This is a genomic window from Roseofilum sp. KMC-1 (genome assembly GCF_057802075.1).
In genome coordinates, this window is the sequence record NZ_CM173605.1 from 3,847,572 (window position 1) to 3,868,242 (window position 20,671).

Annotated in this window: 12 protein-coding genes; 4 read left to right on the forward strand and 8 right to left on the reverse strand. The window is 45.5% G+C overall.

What is annotated here, in order from left to right:
* Positions 1–31 precede the first annotated feature (31 nt).
* Together AC3FZD_RS17660 and AC3FZD_RS17665 are read left to right on the forward strand one after the other, a co-directional pair.
* The gene (locus AC3FZD_RS17660) at positions 32–706 is read left to right on the forward strand and encodes a vWA domain-containing protein (protein ID WP_488737284.1); all 675 of its coding nucleotides are present in this window, start codon (positions 32–34) and stop codon (positions 704–706) included.
* Positions 707–758: 52 nt separating this feature from the next.
* Entirely contained in the window at positions 759–1,649 is an 891-nt protein-coding gene (locus tag AC3FZD_RS17665) for a hypothetical protein (RefSeq protein ID WP_488737285.1), read from the forward strand.
* A gap of 161 nt (positions 1,650–1,810) precedes the next feature.
* Here the strand turns inward: AC3FZD_RS17665 and prmA are convergent, their stop codons facing one another.
* The 8 genes from prmA to AC3FZD_RS17705 all read right to left on the reverse strand — a co-directional run bounded on the left by prmA (position 1,811) and on the right by AC3FZD_RS17705 (position 8,579).
* Entirely contained in the window at positions 1,811–2,719 is a 909-nt protein-coding gene (prmA, locus tag AC3FZD_RS17670) for a 50S ribosomal protein L11 methyltransferase (RefSeq protein ID WP_488737286.1), read from the reverse strand.
* A 75-nt stretch (positions 2,720–2,794) separates the two neighbouring features.
* A complete protein-coding gene (locus AC3FZD_RS17675) occupies positions 2,795–3,586 on the reverse strand; it encodes a TrmH family RNA methyltransferase (protein WP_488737287.1) in 792 nt (263 codons plus the stop codon).
* Positions 3,587–3,612: 26 nt separating this feature from the next.
* Positions 3,613–4,089, reverse strand: a complete 477-nt coding sequence (locus AC3FZD_RS17680; RefSeq protein WP_488737288.1) for a CYTH domain-containing protein — start codon at positions 4,087–4,089, stop codon at positions 3,613–3,615.
* Between the two features lie 213 nt (positions 4,090–4,302).
* Positions 4,303–5,025 (reverse strand): urea ABC transporter ATP-binding subunit UrtE, encoded by a 723-nt coding sequence (gene urtE / locus AC3FZD_RS17685; protein WP_488737289.1) that lies wholly within the window; start codon positions 5,023–5,025, stop codon positions 4,303–4,305.
* Positions 5,026–5,081: 56 nt separating this feature from the next.
* Entirely contained in the window at positions 5,082–5,414 is a 333-nt protein-coding gene (locus AC3FZD_RS17690; RefSeq protein ID WP_488737290.1) for a DUF433 domain-containing protein, read from the reverse strand.
* A 43-nt stretch (positions 5,415–5,457) separates the two neighbouring features.
* Positions 5,458–6,216 (reverse strand): urea ABC transporter ATP-binding protein UrtD, encoded by a 759-nt coding sequence (urtD, locus tag AC3FZD_RS17695; protein ID WP_488737291.1) that lies wholly within the window; start codon positions 6,214–6,216, stop codon positions 5,458–5,460.
* Positions 6,213–7,394, reverse strand: coding sequence for an urea ABC transporter permease subunit UrtC (gene urtC / locus AC3FZD_RS17700; RefSeq protein ID WP_488737292.1), 1,182 nt, complete (start codon positions 7,392–7,394; stop codon positions 6,213–6,215). The genes urtD and urtC overlap by 4 nt, the downstream gene beginning before the upstream one ends.
* 6 nt (positions 7,395–7,400) lie before the next feature.
* The gene (locus tag AC3FZD_RS17705; RefSeq protein ID WP_488737293.1) at positions 7,401–8,579 is read right to left on the reverse strand and encodes a cyanophycinase; all 1,179 of its coding nucleotides are present in this window, start codon (positions 8,577–8,579) and stop codon (positions 7,401–7,403) included.
* A gap of 299 nt (positions 8,580–8,878) precedes the next feature.
* On the opposite strand from AC3FZD_RS17705, the gene AC3FZD_RS17710 reads away from it, so the two are divergent.
* Together AC3FZD_RS17710 and AC3FZD_RS17715 are read left to right on the forward strand one after the other, a co-directional pair.
* Positions 8,879–19,828 (forward strand): SBBP repeat-containing protein, encoded by a 10,950-nt coding sequence (locus tag AC3FZD_RS17710; RefSeq protein WP_488737294.1) that lies wholly within the window; start codon positions 8,879–8,881, stop codon positions 19,826–19,828.
* Positions 19,829–20,014: 186 nt separating this feature from the next.
* Positions 20,015–20,623: a hypothetical protein gene (locus AC3FZD_RS17715; protein ID WP_488737295.1), complete on the forward strand. Its 609-nt coding sequence runs from the start codon at positions 20,015–20,017 to the stop codon at positions 20,621–20,623.
* The last annotated feature ends 48 nt before the right edge of the window (positions 20,624–20,671 follow it).

A 20,671-nucleotide genomic window follows, 5' to 3' on the forward strand; every position in this document is an offset into this window, starting at 1 on the left:
TAGAACCGGAGTAGAGATTAGCCGAATCACCATGCCAGAACCCTTAAGACTCGATGAAGCCGTTGAATTTGCGGAGAACCCAGAACCCCGTTGTCCCTGTGTCCTCTTGCTTGATACCTCTGGTTCCATGCAAGGAGAAGCTCTTGACGCTTTGCATCTGGGCTTAGAAACCTTTCGCACCGATCTCAATAAAGATACTTTAGCTGCTCGGCGAGTGGAAGTAGCCATTGTCAGTTTTAATAATGAAATTAAGGTGGAACTCGACTTTGTAACCGCCGATCAATTTGAAACCCCGAAACTTAGAGCATCAGGGATGACCTATATGGGCAGTGCAATTAATACAGGCTTAGATTTAATTGAGGCGCGAAAATCTGAATATCGCGCTAATGGAATTGCGTATTACCGACCTTGGGTATTCTTAATCACCGATGGAGCGCCCCAAGGGGAACCGGAAGAGGTGATCCAGAAAGCAGCCCAACGCATTCAACAAGCGGAAAAGAATAAGCAGGTGGCGTTTTTTGCGGTGGGGGTGGAAAATGCGGATTTAGCCCAGTTAAGCGAGATTGTGGTGCGGACTCCCGTAAAGTTAAAAGGACTTAATTTTGTGGAAATGTTCCTATGGTTATCGGCTTCTATGTCGGCTGTTTCCCATTCTAAACTCGACGATCAAGTGGCGCTGCCTCCTCCAGGTTGGGGCACGGTTTGACAGGAGTAATCAGTAAACTGTTTTAAGTTTCAGAAGTAATTGAGGAAAAAAAATGAGTAAACCAATTTATGAATTAGTCGATGAACTGCCCACGGATAATATGACAATTAACGCTTTGCGTGCCCTAGATTTTGTGATTCCGGGAGAGTGGAATAACTTGGTGGGGTTTGAGAATACCATCCGCACTGTTACCGGAGAGGAAGATCGGGAGATGATTCAGGCAATCCGCGATCGCGCCATTGAACTCTTCAATGATAGAAATGAAGGATATCAACGGGCGCTCTGGATCTATCAAACGGTTAGTGGAACGGGTCGCGCTCTCGGTGCGGCTACCTTAGCTAATATGGTGGGGGATAAAATTCCTTTGGTTGGGGGTTTATTAACCAGCCTGACTCCTAAACCGGTGAAAGCTCAAAGTATTGATTTATCCTTAAAAGTAGTGGGAGAATTGGTTGGGTTTTGCTCCATTAATGGTATTCCAGGTGATAGTATTGGGGATTTTGTCGGTGCTTTGGGTGATTATGGTGGCGAGTCTTTAATGCGGATGGCGGCTTTGGTTTGTTTTGATGGTTTGATTCCTTTGGGGCCAGATTTCTTAGGGGTGGTTTCGGATTGGATTAGTAATCTGTCTCCAGGTGATTTAGAAGAAAACGATCAATTCAAGCAGTTGAAATCAGTGATTCCTGGGGATAATTCAGCCAATAAGTTAGGCTTTATTGGGGAGTCTTTTCGTTCGGTTTCGGGTTGGATGGGAGATTTTGTGAACAGTCGCGGTATTACCCCGACGAGTGTCGCTAATCATCTGCAAAGTTTTGTAGAATTTAGTGATGATAAATTAGACTATTTGGGCGCATTTCTGGATATGAGTACCAATTATTATGAACATACCGGAATTCAAACCCTAGCCCATCGTTTGATTGAACGGGCAGTGGCGGAAATTTAATTTTTACAAGGATGAGATGGGGAGATGGGGAGATAGGGAGTGCGAGCATCTTGCTCGCTTATTACCCATTCCCCCATTCCCCCATTCCCCCATTCCCCCATTCCCCCATTCCCCATTCCCCCATTCCCCCATTCCCCCATTCCCCATTCCCCCATTCCCTATTAATCATCCAATTCTCGGCGGATATTAAAACAACACCATTCTTTTCGCCGCCAAAGGGTGGCTACCATCCAACCATGTTGTTCTAAAGTATCGGCAACGGGTTTAGCTTGGTCTAAGAGGATACCACTGATCACTCCCCAAGTCGTGGGTTTGGAGATGACCTCAAATTTGGGAATTAGGTCAATTACGACTTCAGCTAAGATATTGCACAAAATGCCATCTACGGGGCGGGAAAGGGTTTCGATGAGTTCGTTGATACTGCCTTCGGAGGTAATTAGGCGATCGCCTCCGAAATGGTTGATTTTGCCATTACAGAGGGTCGCCTGAATGGCTTGGGGATCGGTATCAACGGCGTAGACGGCATGAGCGCCCAATAATAGGGCCCCAATGGATAAAATCCCTGAACCACAACCAATATCAGCTAAAACTATATCTTGTTGTTCTTGGGGGTCTATTCCTAGACGCATTTCTAGGGATTCTAGGCACAATTGGGTGGTCGCATGGCTTCCTGTGCCAAAGGCGAGTCCCGGATCGAGGTATAAAACATGGCGATCTGGGGCTTCAGGGGGAGACAACCAAGCCGGACAGATAATGAAGCGATCGCCAATGGATTCTGGTTGCCAATATTTTTTCCAGGTAATTGACCAATCTTCTTCCTCAATTAAGTGCCAGTGAACCCCAGGAACCGGTAGGGAAACTGTGAGCGCATCTTGGCGAAAACCAATGGATAAGGCAGCTAAATCGAGGAGTTGGGCTTGTTCTTGGGGTAAATAGGCTTGTACTAACCGAGAGTTACCTTTGGCTTCGCTGCTGGTTCCTTGACAGCCAAATTGATCCAAACGCCAGAAGATTAGATCTTCTAAGGCTGGATCGCAGAGTATTTGAATTTCCCACCAGTGGTTTGCCAAAATGCCTGAGCCTCCATTAACCCTGAGCTAGTTGGATTTATTCTTGACTTTATCAAAAGATGGAATCTGAGGAAATCATCTATCCTGTTGCATCCATTGTCTTTGACTTTCGTAGAGAATGAGGGCAGCAACGATCGCCACATTCAAAGATTCTACCCCCTCGGCAATGGGGATGCTCACCTGGCGATCGGCTAACTCTAGCAGTTCTGAGGACAACCCCGCCCCTTCATTACCCAATAATACCCAAGTGGGTTGTCTCCAATTAATCTCCCAGTAGGTTTGGGTGGCATCCGCAGTGGTGGCGATAATCTGCATCTGCTGTTCGCGACATTGGGTGATAAACTCCAGTAAATTCGGTTGCATCGCCATGGGAACCTGAAACCAAGCGCCCGCAGAAGCTCGCAGGACTTTGGGATGGTCTAAATCGACACTATCTTGGCTGAGGGCGATCGCCTCTAATCCAACACCGGCACTGGTGCGAACAATCGTGCCTAAATTCCCCGGATCTTGTAGGGTTTCTAGGATTAGTCCTAGTCGGTTCAGTCGGGGAGAGAGGGGTTTGGGGGATTCCCGTTTTAGGGTAGCAATTACGCCATCGGGATTCACCGTAGTGGCGATCGCCTTCAAAACCTCATAGCTCACCTGCTCCACCCGTTGACAGCACTCTTGCAGTTTTTCCCCTAACCGGGGATTTTTTTGCAACCATTCTGGCGTATACGCTACACTGTCTAAAGCTGCATTCACTTGACAAGCGGCTTCCACCAAATGGGTTCCTTCTAATAAACATAATTGGGCTTGTTTGCGCCCTTTAGCTTGGTGCAACTTTCGCAGGTTTTTCACCCAAGGATTCTGTAGACTGGTTAACATTAAAAGAACGAATAATTACGGTTTAACTATGTCCATTGACTATAGGGATGACTGGCTAAATAAGAATTAAAATACCGGTAATCTTCGGAAACTTCTTGACCTACCCATTCCGGTAATTCGATTTCTTGATTGGCATCGGTGAGTTCTACTTCTGCTAAGATTAACCCTTGATTGTCTCCAGCAAATTCATCGATTTCCCAAACCATACCGCCCCAGGTTAGGGTATGGCGAATTTTATCGATTTGGGGGCGATCGCACAAATACTCTAACATTTCCTGGGCATCCTCTAGGGGAATGGGATATTCATATTCTAGGCGATGAATACCAGAAGACCCACTGGCTAAGGTTTTCAGGGTTAAGTAGCCGCAATCGCCAGCAATTCGGACGCGCACAGTTGCATGATTTTCAGTGCGAATATAGCCTTGCCGGTAGTGAGTCGCTTTGCCTAACCCTCGCCAGCTTTCTCCGTTTATTAGAAATTTCCGTTCAATTTCAATGGCCATGTGTAGCGTTGGTAATGGGGAATAGGGAATAGGGAATAGGAAAAACCCTATTTTTCTCTTAATCTCCTCAGTTTACCACGGAGCGTTATAATCAACGCCGTAGGCTATAGACTGCAATTCAAGACCGATTATGTTTAAAAATTGGAATGCGGATGATTGGATTAATCATATTGCCTTTACGGTAACGGTGGCGATTTTGGTGTGGTCGTTTCTCTAGACGGCTAAGAATTCCTGAATCACATCTTTACTCAGTTCTGCGGTTGGCCCGGAGGCTACAATACCCCCTTTTTGCATGGCGTAATACCAGTCGGCTTGACGGACAAAGTGCAGATGCTGTTCAACCAGGAGTACGGATATACCAGTCGTTTCAATAATTTTACGCACGGCTGCTTCAATTTCCAGGATAATCGAGGGTTGAATACCTTCGGTGGGTTCATCGAGAACCAGGAGTTGGGGACGGCCCATGAGAGCGCGGGCGATCGCCAATTGTTGCTGTTGTCCTCCGCTCAAGTCCCCTCCCATGCGCCATAACATGGTCTCCAGGACGGGGAATAGCTCGTAAATATAGGGGGGGATCTCCTTCTTTTTGCCTGCGCGTCCGGACTCCAAACCCAGGAGTAGGTTCTCTTTCACGGTGACTCTAGGGATGATTTCCCGACCTTGGGGGACATAGCCAATACCGAGTTTAGCACGGCGATCGGGAGAAAGACCGACAATACTTTCCCCTTGCAAAACAATATTACCACTGCGCGGTTTTAACACCCCCATAATTGTTTTTAGCAAGGTCGTTTTCCCCACCCCATTACGGCCAATTAAACAGACCATTTGTCCGGGTCTTACCCCCAAGTCCACATTCCGCAGAATATGGCTTTCTCCATAGTAAACATTTAATTGCGATACTTTTAAAATGGGTTGAGAAGATACTTCTTGGTTCATGATTATAGCGCTTCGCGCTGGTAATGGGTAATGGGTAATAGGTAAACTGTCTAAATTTAGAGTGTAATATTTGTTGTTTTCTGCTTTTCCTTAAGGCCAAGAAGGCGAATCACATAATCAGGGGGATTCTCAAGTTGCTGCCGTTCAGATTCTCGACAATAATTCAACCAATCGCTCATATATTGAGTTACATCTTCAGGATTATGCAAAAAGTACAGAATTGTAGCATAAATGTTTTCTAAGGGTAAGTGGGAGTAAAGTTTGTGAATATCTTCGGCGGTTTTGCGCTGATAAATGTATTCATACAAAATGGTTTCAATCCCGACTCTAGTGCCTTTAAGCCGAATATCATCTGGGGATAAAAAATCAAAATAGTCTTCTAACTGCATGATCTTTCCTCATTCTCGATTACTCTCAGTATAGCTAATTCATTTACTCATGGTCGTCTGCTTCTGATTCTCCCAGGTAGACTTCAATCACCCGTGGATCGTTTTGCACTTCTTCGATGGAACCTTCACAGAGTACGGAACCTTGGTGTAAAACGGTGACTTTACGGGCAATTTGGCGCACGAATTCCATGTCATGCTCGATGACAATAATGGAATGACTTTCGGCTAAACTGAGGAGTAAATTTCCGGTTTGTTCCGTTTCTTCATCGGTTAATCCAGCAACGGGTTCATCGACTAATAAAAGATCGGGAGATTGAGCGACTAACATGCCAATTTCTAACCGTTGTTTTTCTCCATGGGATAGGAGAGCAGCTTGAATATCGCCCTTCAGGGAAAGTCCAGTAATTTCCAAAAGGTGATTTACTCGCTGGCGATCGCTCTTTGGAGGGCGACTCAAGAGGGTTGAAAATACATTCTTATTCTGATTACAGCTCAGTTCCAGGTTTTCCCTAGGGGTAAGATTTAGATAAACCCGTGGCGTTTGAAACTTACGACCAATTCCCAAACGAGCGATTTGATGTTCCGCCAAACGGCGAGTATTACGACCTTTGAAAAAAACTTCTCCTTGTGTGGGTTGGGTTTTGCCCGTAATTACGTCTAAAAAAGTTGTTTTTCCGGCTCCATTCGGGCCAATAATTACCCGTAGTTCCCCTGGTTCCATACTAAAGTTAAGTTGATTTAGCGCCCTAAACCCATCAAAATCAACGGTTAAGTTTTTAATTTCTAGAATGACTTCGTTCATGATTTTTCTTCAAGTTGTTCCCGCTCTTTTTGGACTTCCGGGTCTTTTTCTAAACTGGGATAAGTAACCAGAGTTGTCGTTCCCAGCCTTGCCTGTAACCAACTCCAGCCATCGGTTCTCAACCATCCCACAACCCCATTGGGCAATACCATCACCACAACTAAAAATAATGCTCCTTGGAAAAATAGCCAAATTTCAGGAAACTTTTCGCTTAATCCACTCCGAGCAAAGTTAACTAAAAGTGCCCCTAAAATTGCACCGACTAAACTGGATCGTCCACCCACCGCTACCCAGATGACCATTTCAATTGAAAAGGCAATATCCATGGCTTTTGGGGAAATAATCCCGGTTTGTAGGGTAAATAATGCCCCAGCTAATCCGGCTAATCCGGCAGAAATGGCAAATACCAGAACTTTGTAACCGGTAGGATTATAACCGGAAAAACGGACGCGACTTTCATCATCTCGAATGGCAATTAGGAGGCGACCAAAGCGACCGCTAGTCAGCCAGCGACAGAGGCCATAAGTGAGGGCTAAAAAGAGGACGGTAATGATATAAAATCCGACTTGAGTTTTGGGATCGTTGACGGTAAAGCCGAGGAGCGTTTTAAAGTCGGTGAGACCATTGGTTCCATTAATCAGTTTTTGTTGTCCATTGAAGAAGTTGAAAAAGACAATGGTTGAGGCTTGGGTGAGGATGGAAAAGTAAACGCCGCGAATGCGATTTCGGAAGACTAAATAGCCTAAAAATCCCCCTAATAAAGCGGGAACCAGGATAACGGCTAAGGCAGCGATGGGGAAGGGGCCAAAGGGTTGCCAAAACCAGGGAAGTTCGGTGACTCCATAGAGGGTCATAAATTCGGGCAGTTGAATACTGGAGTCGGGGGAAATTTGCAGTTTCATATGCATGGCGATCGCGTAACCCCCTAGGGCAAAAAATACACCATGACCCAAACTCAACAAGCCGGTAAAGCCCCAAATGACATCAATACCGAGGGCAATAATGGCTAAGGCTAAAAATCTACCCAAGAGATTTAACCGAAAGGGTGAAAGAACAAACGGCATGAGGACGATCAAGATTAGGCAAATGGCGATCGCTAATCCCAATTCAATCCACAGGTTGCGGCGACGCTTTTTTTGTTGGGCAACTCGACCGACTTCTAGAATGGTTTCTGACATCTAAGGTTACTTCAGTTCGTCATATAAAACGGGTTTCATCTGTATAGGTTTTACCGCAGCATAGATGTTTAAAACTGTGTAGCTCGTTACCCCCAAGGCTCCCGTGTAATATCCTAGGCTATCTTGTCCTTTCCAAAATGTAAACTTAAAACCGAGACGGGCTTTGCGATCTGAGGATAAGGGGTTAAAAGCTAGGGCAGTAACTTCCTGTTGTTTGCTATCAATGAGATGAGCGAGGAGATCGTCGAGAACGCTATGGGCTAAGAGATCGGGGTAGAAGCGATCGCCGCTCATGTAGGGCTGAAAATCGGGATCGTTTGGGTCAATTTTATCACCTTTTAATTTCAGTTCACTTAAGGTTACTTCCTTGGTTTGCAGGTGGTAGCGATCGCCTTTCCCTAAATAACTAAGTCGAATACCATCGAGGTTAAATTCAGGGATTTTGAGGTCTTGATAGGCATCGGATAAATCCATCACTAACACCCCTTGATCGCCAACGACTTCTACTCGATCGTTTTGCACCACTAGAGCCGTATTTTCATCAATGCCAAATCCCAGTTTATAACCAATGGTTTGCATGATTACGAGCGATCGCCCCAACCTTCCCCGGACTAAAAAATGTTGATCGACAAAAAAATCCGGGCCAATAAAGCCTAAACCTCGGTTAATTTCTCTTCCCCAGTGAACCCCGAATTTCATCACATCTAAAATCTCAGGAGGATTGCGAAACATAGTGGTACTCATGATGGCTGCCCCTGCACTGGTTCCGGCAACGACTCCACCACGACGATAAATGTCCCAAATTACATTGAGCATGGGGGTATTTTCCCCTGATTCTGTATACAAGGCTTGGGTAATATAGGATTGATCTCCACCGGTAAAAAATACCCCATTACACTCTCGAACTTGGGCTAAAAGTTGGGGGTCATACACTGCTTCTCGGTAATCGATATCGCGATTTTTTACCGCTACGGGAATGGCGATCGCCTCCGCGCCCTGCCCCCTTAACGCATCTACAGTATAATTTGTTTTTTGAGGATTCCGACTTGCTGTCGGAAAAACAGCAATCCTAGCGCCTTTTCCTCCTGATAATTCCACAATTCGCTTCCAGACTTCATGATTATTATACCGGAGCGCCCCCCCAATAATCACGAGCGATCCAGTCGGTTTGGAGACTTCAGACATTCGTTTACCCAATCAGCTAACAGTCATCTTCTCGAAGATATGAATAGAGAAATCATTTTACAGGAAAAGGGGTGGATGACCTGGATCGGTTTTCGGCTCAAGTTAAGATTTATGACAATTTTCGGGTTTTGGCATAAAAATGACCTGAAATTTCTGAGATCTAGGTCGAAAAATAGGAGATAAAAACTTTACATGATCTTCATGAAAATCATGGAGAACTTTATCTAATCTTGATATTCATGAGAGAAAAACAGTGATACTTTTAAATCTAATCGTTCTCCTACTCCTCTAGATGTGCTATGAGCTGGTTTGATTTTCTCTTTAAACCCGTGTTTTCCAGTAATTCCGCCTCGAAAACTCATAAAACGTTCATATTGGAACCCATCCTTACTCCTTCCGGCATCATTGATTCTCTGGATGATGGGCCAGATTTTGATGGGGATGACCAAGAAAATCCTGTAGAAAATACGGAATCAGAGTTAGATAACCAGCCCATTGAAAACTCATCAGTAAATACCCCAGAAGAGAGTGATATTTTACCGGAAATCCCGGATGAAGATTTAGAGGAAGTTCCATTTATTTATGCATTAGGAGAAGAAACAGGCGCAGAGACTCAGGAGGAATCTTTAGAGCCTACCAGTACAGAGCAGAATCCGGCCTTAATTTTGGATTCAGAAACCGAACTGGATGGGGAAATTACGCAGGAACTCGTAGACTCTGTAAAAACAGATATCAAAGCAGATGTCAAACCAGAAAATTATCCTACCTTGGCTGTAGCAGAGGTTGAAGGGGATGGAGAAATTACTGAGGAAAGAGCTGAATTGACAACCGATACAGAAGGTGATGAACCATCATTAGATGACTTATTGGTTTTAGAAATTACAGAGGAGGAGGTTGCACAACCGAAGTTTGACTCCGGTTACTTCGTGGTGGGAGAAACGGGAGAGATAGAGGTTGACTATCTCTTTGATGGTGGGAAGTATCAGGGAGAATTGGGGATCTTTAGTCTAGACGGAATGGATAAGTATGACCCGGATACAGAGGATTTTATTGCAGAAGCGGCTAGAAGATCCAACTCTAATTCAGAACTCGGTCATATTATCATCTCAGACCGCACGGAAGGGGCACGCTTTAGTGGAGAACTCGGAGAAGCTGACCAAAATTCCGGCGAATATCAAGGTATAAAAACCTTCAACATGCGATCTGGGGACACATTCGGCATGATGCTTGTTCCCAAGGGAAGTATACAACGAGTGGTGGATAATCCTGGAATTGGCGGTGCTGCGCGTCCCCTTTTCTCCCTTGCTACCGCTAACCCAGAAGATAGCTTTCATATGGGACAAATTACTGATGTCACTGGAGAAGGTAATACCTTTGTCTTTGAAGATTTGCGTGTGGATGGCAAATCCGATGGAGATTATAACGATCTGATTTTTCAAATCAGAGGTGCAACCGGCAAAGCAGCCCAGTTAGATGATGTGATTGATACCGCTAAAGAGTGGCGCGACTCGGATTTAGGACGGGAGTTAGTTGAATATGTGACGGGGGATGATACTGCGGTTGCAGAGATTGATGATTTAGAGGATGTCACTAATATTGAGACAGTTATTGAAGATATTGCCATTACCGATAACCGTAGGGGCGAAAACCTCAAACCCGGTGAATTTATCGTTGGCGAAACCGGAGAAGTTACCGTTGATTTCCTCTTTGATGGAGGCGGATATAAAGGTGAAGTCGCCATCTTTAGCTTAGAAGGATTAGAAGATTTAGACCCCAACTCCGCAGAATTTAGAGCCGAAGTCTTGCAGCGCATTACCGATGACTCAGATTTAGGTCAAATCGTCATTTCCGACCGTACAGAAGGCGCGAAATTTACCGGCGAATTAGGCGAAATTGACCGCAACTCTGGGGACTATGCTGGCCCCAAAACAGTGCAGATGACACCGGGAGAAAAATTCGGCGTTGTCCTCGCCCCTAAAGGTAACATTGAACAAGCCTTAGAGAATCCCAATAAACCCCTCATGTTCTCTCTAGGTTCTCAACAATTAGCCGACGCGACTGGAGAAGGACAGACCTTTGCTTGGGAAGATTTAGATGTTGAGAAGAATTCGGATAAGGATTACAACGATCTCATTTTCCGAGTCAAAGGGGCAACCGGTAAAGCCGAGCATATAGATGATGTTATTGACTCGGAAAAAGTTTGGCAAGACACACCTTTAGGTCAAGCCATTCTCGATTATGGTCAACCGGAAACCCAATTAGGCAGCGCTGATCGATTGTACAATCCTACTGAACCCGTGATTATCCAAGGAAAAATCACCGATCCCGATGGAATCAATCAGATTGGAAAAGTAGAAATCTTCTTACAAAAAGATGGGGGAGAATGGATTGATGTGACTGAAGAAGTAGAGATAAAAACGACTTCAGACTATCAGAAGATTAGCTACCAGAAAGAAGGCTTAGAACCCGGTCACTATCAACTGCAAATTGTGGCTCAAGACAGTGCAGGCAAGGTTTCTGAGCCTACCGTAGAGCAGTTTACCGTGTTGTCGGTAGGTAAAGGGGAAGAATTGAGTGATCGCGTTAAATTTGCCATCGAAAAAGCCACCAACCTCGGCAGTTATGAACCCGACCAAATTGCAGGCGTTCAACAGTGGATTGTCAGCGTGCAAAATGGCGAAGGATCTCCCGAACTAGCCAGTCAATTAGGTGCAACTAACCTCGGAGAAACCGGCCATATTCCCCATACCTATATTTGGGAATTTCCTCAAGAACTAACCGCCCAAGAAGTCGCCGAAAAACTTGGCTCAGAGTACAAAATTGAGTTTGCCTATCCTTTAGTCGAATATCAAGTGAACTGGAATTCTCCCAGCAATGAACCTTTAGTCAAAAATGGCGATCAATGGCACTTAACTCAATCGGGATTACCAGAAGTTTGGAACAACCAAAATATTCAGGGTAGCGGTGTCGTGATTGGTGTCGTTGACAGTGGCTTTGAAATTGATGATCCCACTAGAAACCTACAAGGTCATCCTGACTTATTACCTAACTATAACCCAGATCTAAGTTATGACTTTGACGAGCAAGATGCCTATCCCTCTCGGCAGGTTGATTATGAGCTAGAAACCAACCTATCTAAACCAATTGTTAACCCCATTGGCACTCCCATTAAACATGAATTTAAACTTCGTTCTGTTAATGACGGCATCATCAACAGTCTCGCGATTAACCTCGATATTCGCCATCCCAATGTCAGCAATTTAGAAGCATTCTTAGTCAGTCCTCAAGGGATGAGAGTGCCCTTACCCAACCTTCAGCTTCAATCCTATTCCCTCTCTCTTCCAGAATTGCAAAATTACAGCGCCCAAGGAGAGTGGAAATTAGAAATTATCAGTAAAAATCCGGCAGAATCTGGAGTGCTAAAAAATTGGTCTTTAGACTTTGTAACCAATCACCTACATGGCACTGCTGTTGCTGGCATAGCTGCGGCAAGTGGCGATAATCAGTTTGGCGGTAGTGGGGTTGCTCCTGAAGCCGAATGGGCAGGATTACGCATGGGAGCAGATGGCACAACTGACATAGAAGTTGCTGCTGCTTTGTCTCATAATCGGCAAGAAATTGATATTTACAATAACAGTTGGGGGATTGGGTTCTTTAATACTTTACCCAATGGTGAATATGCCATGGAACAAAGCGCTTTATTAGGGCGAGAGGGTGATGGTAGTATTCCTGTTTTTGCGGCTGGAAATGGCGCACAAGCAGGTGGAAATGTAAACTACAATAGCTTTGCTAACTCTCCCTATGCTATTGCTGTTGCTGCCATTGGCAGTGAAGGAAAACACGCCACTTATTCAGAACCAGGTGCTTCTCTTTTAGTCTCTGCCTATTCTAGCGTCGCTCCCGGAAAAAATATCGTCACTACAGGCTTTTATCCTGAAGGCAACCCGGAAAAAGATTACTACATCAATAATTTTGGCGGGACTTCAGCAGCCGCGCCATTTGTTTCTGGGGTTGTGGCTTTAATGTTAGAAGCAAATCCCGATTTAACCCTGCGAGATGTGCAGCATATTTTAGCGAAAACTGCTGATAAAAACGATCCCACTCATGAAGGTTGGGTGAACAACGGCGCAGGATATCATGTCAATCATCAGTATGGTTTTGGCGCGGTGAATCCTGATGCAGCAGTGGCAATGGCGAAGACTTGGCAACCCGTCGCAGAGCTAGAAACCATCGAGGAATACTCTTATCTGGGGAGAAGAATTCCTGATGCTAAAGAAGTTCTAACCAATGGCTCTAAACAGTTAGTCACAGAACCTCTGACTGATAGCATTACCATCGAATCTAACCCCGAAAAAGACTTAACGCTGGAATGGGTAGAAGTAGAATTTAGTGGCAATCATCGTTATCATGGCGATTTAGAGATTGTGTTGGAGCATGAATACATTAATGCACAAGGGGAAAAGGTAACCACTTCCTCCATTTTAGCCGAGCAGCATAGGAATGAGGAGTGGAATATTAAGTACGACCCCAATAGTGCAGAAAATAATCAGTATTATTGGTTGTTTAGCAGCGCTCGTCATTGGGGGGAATCTTCTGAAGGAACTTGGACGTTGAAAGTAATTGATAAATTCTATAGCCCAAGCTCGATACATAAGGAAGGAGATCCCTCTCAATGGAATGTATTTACTGATTGGACGTTGCGTTTACATGGCACGAATCCTAACGCGGTTCCTAAACCCAAAGTAACGATTAGTTCCCTGGATAAAGAAGCGACGGAAGATGGGAATGCGGCGCAATTTATCGTCACTCGCACAGGAGATACGGATGAACCGTTGACGGTGAATTATACGTTGCGCGGGAGTGCTAAAAATGGGGAAGATTATCAGACATTAACGGGAACGGTGACGATTCCTGCGGGTAGAGAAACTGCAACCATTCCTGTAGTTCCTTTGTATGATTATGCTTTGGAAGGGACAGAAACTGTTGAGATTGAATTACAAGCAGCTTCGGGATATCAATTAGATGGTGTGGTTACTGCAACGGCAACTATTGCTGATAGTAAAACCACATCTCGCTATGGCCCGTTTGTGTATGTCAATCCTCAAAATGGTCATCAATATATTCTGTCTCAACCGGATACTTGGTTAGGCGCTCAGGAACAAGCGCAGGCTTTGGGAGGTAATTTAGTTAGTATTAATAGCCAAGCCGAGAATAATTGGTTGTATGAAACCTTTGGTCGGGGTCGTAAATGGATTGGCTTGAATGATAGTGAAATTTACGGCAATACAGAAGGTAATCATCGATGGGTGAATGGCGATCAATTAACCTTTACCCCGAATCGTTTTGGCAAGGATAATGTCCAGCGTACAGCAGAAGGTGAAGATTTCTATGAAACGAATTTCATGGAACCGGGTGGTTGGAATGATATGCCTCATAATTTGCCTTCTGTCTTAGGAGGAAATTGGCAAAATCCGGTTGGCATTATCGAAATTGACCCCACTACCCTAGAGAAACCCATTGTTAATGTCATGGTCACCGATGATCAAGCTGGGGAAGATGGCAATGCGGGGCAAATTGTGATTACTCGCGTGGGAGATTTGACGGAGGAATTGACGGTTAACTACTCTGTTGCGGGTGATGCTAGAAATGGCGTTGATATTACCAAGTTGAGCGGTGAAATTACGATTCCTGCGGGTGAGTCTTTGGTGACGCTGCCGATTCTGGCGCTGTATGATGGCGTGTTCCAAGAAGGAGAAGAAAAGGCGATTATTAAGCTTACTTCTAACGATAATTATGCGATTGGAACCCATGGCACGGGTGAAGTGAAAATTAAGGACAATCACAAACCTTTTCAACCAGAATTTGTCCGTCAATGGGGAACGCCTGGAGACGATCGCGCTACGGCTCTGACTTCTGATGCTGCTGGTAATATCTATGTCGTTGGTTCTACCCACGGAGACCTAGATGGAAATACTAATGCTCATAGTGGCATCAGATTCTGGCCAGATCCCTTTATTACCAAGTACGATGATAGCGGCAATAAACTCTGGACGAAACAACTCGGTACAACCGGATGGGACTACTATACGGAAGTTGCCGTTGACGACAATGGAAATATCTTTGCCATTGGTTATGCAGATGGGGTTGGAACTCAAGGAGGAGGCGATCATAAATTTGTCAAATGGGATAGCGAAGGCAACCTACTTTGGGATAAATACATTGGCACTCCCAACCATGAGTGGTCTAGTGGGTTAAAACTCGACCCTGATGGCAATCCTGTAATCTCCGGTTGGACTCAAGGAAACTTCGGCGGAAGTAATCAGGGAGGAGCGGATTACTTTATTGCCAAATACGACACCGATGGTAATGAAATTTGGATTCAACAGAATGGAACTGACGAACACGATCGCGGCCGGGATGTAGCGATTGATAGTGCTGGTAACATCTACGCTGTCGGCATTACGGAAGGGAATCTTGGTGGCGAGAATGCCGGAGAATCTGATGTTTTCGTCACTAAATACGACGCTGACGGTAATCAAATCTGGACAAAACAACTGGGTACAGAAAAGGCTGAGAGTCCGGGAACATACGGCGCATATCGCAATGTGAGCGTCGATATTGACGACTCTGGCAAGCTCTATATTGCCGCAGAAAGCCAGGGGACGCTAGAAGGACATGAAAGTGAGGGTTCAATGGATGCGCTTCTGTTCAAATTAGATGAAGAAGGCAATACCGTCTGGACGCAACAATTCGGAGGTGCAGGCAGCGATCGCACCACTGGCATTAAAGTAGATCCCGATGGTAACTTCTATCTCAACGGTTGGACAAACAGCTCCATCAATGGTCAGCCTGGTTTAGGCAAAAATACACCATTCCTGGCTAAATTTGACAGCGAAGGTAAGAACCTGTGGACAACCATCTACGGAACCAGCGATGCGGAAGATATAACCTACGATATCGAAGTTGACGCTAATGGCAATGTCTATACCACCGGCTATACCTTGGGTGATTTTGGCGGTGAAAATGCCGGAAACAGAGACATTTGGCTGGCGAAATTCCCCGCGACTCCCGTACCTTCGGAACCCACAATTTACACCAATCCCGTGACGGGGAGTCAATATTTCTTGACCACACCCGATACCTGGTTAGGCGCACAGGAACAAGCCAAAGCTGCTGGTGGTAATTTAGTTTCTGTTAACAGCGCCTCGGAAAATCAATGGTTATTCGATACGTTTGGCGGAACCATGCGCTGGCTCGGTTATACGGATAGTCCAATTTATGGCACTCAAGAAGGTGAATTTCAGTGGGTGAATGGCGATTCATCAACTTATACTAATTGGTTTCCTGACGCACCAAATAATGTACTCTTCTCTCCAGAAGGTGAAGATTTTGTTCATACTAATTTCCGTGTTCCCGATCCGAGTTCTCCCACAGGGTTTACTGAGTTTGGACAGTGGAACGATCTCATAGCAAATCATTGGAGTCTCGAAGGCATTGTCGAAATTCCGGGTACTCCTGAACCTATCCCCGATAATGCTTGGATACGTCAGTTGGGAACCGAAGGAAGCGATCGCACTTCCGGAGTCACTGTCGATGATTTCGGTAACGTCTACATCGTTGGTACTACGGACGGCAATTTAGACGGTGAGAATGCCGGACAAGAGGATGCTTTTGTTGCCAAATATGATGTCGATGGTAATCTCTTGTGGAAGAAACAACTGGGAACTGTCGCCATTGATGAAACTCGTGGCATTACCGTTGATCAAACTGGAAAAGTTTATATTACCGGACACACTTTTGGCGATTTAGGAAGCGAAAACCAAGGACTCAGTGATGTCTTTATCCTCAAATTAGATGCCGAGGGTCAAGAATTGCTGCAAAAACAAATCGGCAGCAGCAGCGATGATTATGCCACGAGCATTACCGTAGACGAAACCGGAAATATCTATCTGTCAGGATTTACCGGCGGAAATCTCCAAGGAAATAACGCCGGAGGTTACGATCCTTGGGTGGCTAAATATGATGCCAATGGAGAACCGATCTGGAGCGATCAGTTTGCCACATCCAGCCATGAAGGAGCGATCGATCTTGCTATTGACAGCTTAGGAAACACTTACCTCATTGGCCATACCTATGGCGAGATCGGTGGCGAAAATGCCGGTAGTCAAGATGCCTTTATCATTAAATACAATGCTCAAGGCGTTAAAGAATGGCAAAAACAGCTTGGCACAGCACAGTACGAAGAAGGTCATAGCCTGGCCATTGATAGCGAAGATAATGTCTACATCACCGGCAATACTCAAGGTTCCCTAGGTGGGGAAAATCAAGGCTTGCAGGATATCTTTATCACCAAGCTCAATCCCCAAGGCGATGAACTCTGGAAGCAGCAATTTGGCTCAATTTCTGAAGATTCAGCTTCCCGTCTGGCGATCGATCAAAATGATGTCATTCATCTGGCTGGATTTACTACCAATACCTTAAATGGTGAAACTGTAACCGGGGGTCAAGATGCTTTTCTGATGCTCGTTGATAAAGAAGGTCAACATTTAGAAACCCAAACCCTGGGAACAGTGAATAACGACACCGCTCAAGATATCGCCATTGACCGCAGTGGCAACTTCTATCTTACTGGCTACACAGAAGGCAATTTAGCCGCCGAAAATGCTGGCGGTAAAGATTTCTGGGTGTCTAAAAATCAAGTTCCCAAAGCCGGTTATAACTGGACGTGGACATATTTCGGCGAAGACTTACACAACGGAGACAATAACACTCGCCTAGAGTCCACCCCCAATACCGATGCTGCCAAAGCCGACTTTTTAGCCAATCTCGATAACATTGAAACCATTGATTTCGAGACCTTTAATCAAGGCGATAAACCAACCGTTCTAGACTTTGGCTCTACCAAAGCAACCGTCACCGGTTATTCAATCGTTCGCGACGTACCCACCGCAACCGATGGTGGCATGTTCCCCACCTCTGGCGACCAATTCTTGCAAAGTTCTGATGATACCCAATTAACCCTAGAATTTGACAGTCCTCAATCTGCCTTTGGATTCACAGCAACCGACGCTGAAGGAAATCCTTTCACACTTATCCTCCATCATGAAGATGGCACAACCAGCGAGTTAAATATTCCCGCTCAAGCCGTTTGGCCAGCAAATTCCGGTTCTGCTTTCTTCTACGGCATCACGGATATTGATTCTCCCTTTACCAAAGTCACCTTAACTCGACCTGGAGGGACTGAACGCATTGGACTCGATGATTTAGTCATTGGCGACCTTAAACCTGACGTTCTCCTGAAGACTTCTACCCCTCCCAATCAAACCCTGCATCTGGCTTATCACGAGGATACCCCTCTAGATTTGAGTAATATTATTGTTACCGACCCCGACGGAGAAGCTACGGTTAAATTAACCCTTTCTGAAACCGATGCCGGAAAACTTTCTACCGCAACTTCTGGCACAGTCACCTCCACTTACGACCCGGAAACCGGCGTTTGGACAGCAGAAGGTGCAGTCAGCGACTTGAATCAACTCTTAGCCGATTTAGAATTTAAACCCACCGCTAATTCTTCCGAAAGCGTCACCATTGCCACGGAGATTATCGTCCAGTCGGGTCTCGTTTTAACCGGAACCATCCAGTTAACGGGACTACCGAAAAATGACGATCCCACCATACAAGTTGAACCTACCCAGCAATGGGCGCGGCAATGGGGATCGCCTAATTTTGATGGCGGTATTTCCACCGCCATTGACTCAGATGGAAATCTCTACTCCGTTGGCTCAGTAACCGGAGAACTCGATGGTCAACCCTATCTGGGCAATGAAACCGGATACCTGGGAGATGGTGTTCTCACCAAACATAATGCCGAGGGCGAAAAACTCTGGACTCGCACCTTGGGCACATCCGGTGATGATGGTATTCAGGGAGTCACAGTTGGCAGTGATGGCTTTATTTATGTCACCGGACAAACCGAAAAAGCCCTAGAGGGACAAACCAATGCGGGTCTCACCGATGTCTTCACTGCTAAATATAGCCCAGAAGGAGACTTAATCTGGTCGCGCCAACTGGGAACCAGCAGCAATGATATCGCCTGGGGTATTGTCAGTGATGGTAAAGGAAACCTCTACACCCTAGGCGCAACGGAAGGATTGCTCGACGGTAACAGCACCCATCCCGGCTATGATGCACTGATTACCAAATGGGATGAAGCAGGTAATCAAATCTGGACGCGCCAACTCACTACACCAGAGCCAAGCACCTCCTTCGGTCGCTCCCTTGCCTACGATCCAGTCAGCGATAACATTATTATCACTGGGAATATCAATGGCAGCTTGGAAGGGGAAACCAGCAATGGTGATTATGATATCTTTGTTGCTCGTTATAACAGTGAAGGCGATCGCCTATGGAATCGTCAACTGGGCACATCAGCCTCCGATGTCGGTAATGTCGTCAACTTGGATAGTGAAGGCAATATTTATCTAGGGGGTTCTGTTCAAGCAGCATTAGATGGCCAAGAACATCAAGGCAGTAACGATGCTTTCCTGGCCAAAATGGATGCAACAGGCAACCTATTATGGACACAACAAATCGGAACTGCCGGTCAAGACTGGATTAATGGCATTAGCTTTGGTGCAGGAGGACAAGTCTATGTTGCCGGAGAAGTCAGTGGTGCTTTTGCTGGTAACTCTCATGCGGGTACATTTGATGCCTTTGTCGCCGGTTTTGATAGTCAGGGAAATCAGGCCTGGAGTCAGCAGTTTGGGTTCCCCGGTTGGGATGGTTTAGGCCCCATTGTCTCCAATGCTGAAGGCGATTTTTACAGTGTTGGTCGCGTTTATGGTTCCATTGATGAGCAACCCTACGCTGGTTCTCAAGATCTCCTCTTAGCCAAATACAACCACACCCAAACCTATCAAGAAGATACCCCAGTTGCACTCAATACCATCACTATCAACGATGAAGATACCAACGAAACCCTAACCGTCATCCTCGCGCTCTCGGATACCAACGCCGGAACCCTAACCAGCAATACCAGCAACAGCGCCAAAACCAGCTTTACCAACGGCACTCTCACCGTCACCGGAACCGCGCAGGATGTCAACGCTATCCTCCAGGATCTGCACTTTAATCCCGCCACCGGTTATATCGAAACCGTCACCATTGACACTTCCGTTACCGACGGCAAGAATAACCCGGTAACCGGTGCAACCATTACCCTCAAGGGAAATACGCCATCTAATCTCTAAATTTTAGGGGCTATACCTAGGTAATCAACGTTCAACGAATTCCTTTACACACTCGTCAAAACCATGGACAAAAACCAAAAATTCCACTTTAGGATATAAACCCAAACCCTGTAGAGGCGAAGAGCCATTCACCCCTACCATTAGTGGAATTTTTAGCTGATAAAATCACGACTTAGGAGATCAATCATGCCTTACTCTTTCTGGATCGAAGAAACTGACTATACTGCCACTGGAAATCATGAATTCTTTCAACAAAATAGTGGCTATTTGCAAATTCAAAATACTACCAACCCTGGCAGCGAAACCATAGAGCTACCCTTTCTCTGGTGGTTTTCTAACTGGAGTTACTACTACAATCCTTGGTTTCACTGGTGGAATGGCGAGCTAACTGCTTCTGAACCTCCTGCTCCTGATTATGTGAATGATTTGCGGTTTATCAAGTATGAATTAACCAGTACCTATGGCACAGAAGATTTTTACTATCTCATTGTGCCCAAAACTGAAACCGATTACTTCACCAATCTAGAGTTTTTGAGTGCCAGTCTAGATGAATACGATCCGACAGTCGATCCCTTAGCTTTTGCATCGATTCTAGAGGAGGGTTATCAAGTCGGGGATGTTACTTATTCAGAGTTAGGATCAGAGTTAGGGATTTGCGATTTAGCCGATTGTTCCCCCGCAACTTCCATACCTGAAGCGTCTTCGGTGGTGGGTGTGTTAGCCCTTGGAGTGGCAGTTTTGGGTGTGGGGATTAAACGCAAATTCTTCCCCAAGCAGGGCGCTAAAGCTTCTTGAAATAGCTGGACTTTCTCTAGGCTTGGTGTATTGTAGGGGTGGGTTTGA

Bases quoted from the DNA above. Each gene is read 5' to 3' on its own strand.
- AC3FZD_RS17680 (WP_488737288.1), bottom strand. From the start codon at position 4,089: ATGGCCATTGAAATTGAACGGAAATTTCTAATAAACGGAGAAAGCTGG.
- AC3FZD_RS17705 (WP_488737293.1), bottom strand. From the start codon at position 8,579: ATGTCTGAAGTCTCCAAACCGACTGGATCGCTCGTGATTATTGGGGGG.
- AC3FZD_RS17665 (WP_488737285.1), top strand. From the start codon at position 759: ATGAGTAAACCAATTTATGAATTAGTCGATGAACTGCCCACGGATAAT.
- urtD (WP_488737291.1), bottom strand. From the start codon at position 6,216: ATGAACGAAGTCATTCTAGAAATTAAAAACTTAACCGTTGATTTTGAT.
- AC3FZD_RS17675 (WP_488737287.1), bottom strand. From the start codon at position 3,586: ATGTTAACCAGTCTACAGAATCCTTGGGTGAAAAACCTGCGAAAGTTG.
- AC3FZD_RS17660 (WP_488737284.1), top strand. From the start codon at position 32: ATGCCAGAACCCTTAAGACTCGATGAAGCCGTTGAATTTGCGGAGAAC.
- urtC (WP_488737292.1), bottom strand. From the start codon at position 7,394: ATGTCAGAAACCATTCTAGAAGTCGGTCGAGTTGCCCAACAAAAAAAG.
- AC3FZD_RS17690 (WP_488737290.1), bottom strand. From the start codon at position 5,414: ATGCAGTTAGAAGACTATTTTGATTTTTTATCCCCAGATGATATTCGG.
- AC3FZD_RS17710 (WP_488737294.1), top strand. From the start codon at position 8,879: ATGAGCTGGTTTGATTTTCTCTTTAAACCCGTGTTTTCCAGTAATTCC.
- AC3FZD_RS17715 (WP_488737295.1), top strand. From the start codon at position 20,015: ATGCCTTACTCTTTCTGGATCGAAGAAACTGACTATACTGCCACTGGA.
- urtE (WP_488737289.1), bottom strand. From the start codon at position 5,025: ATGAACCAAGAAGTATCTTCTCAACCCATTTTAAAAGTATCGCAATTA.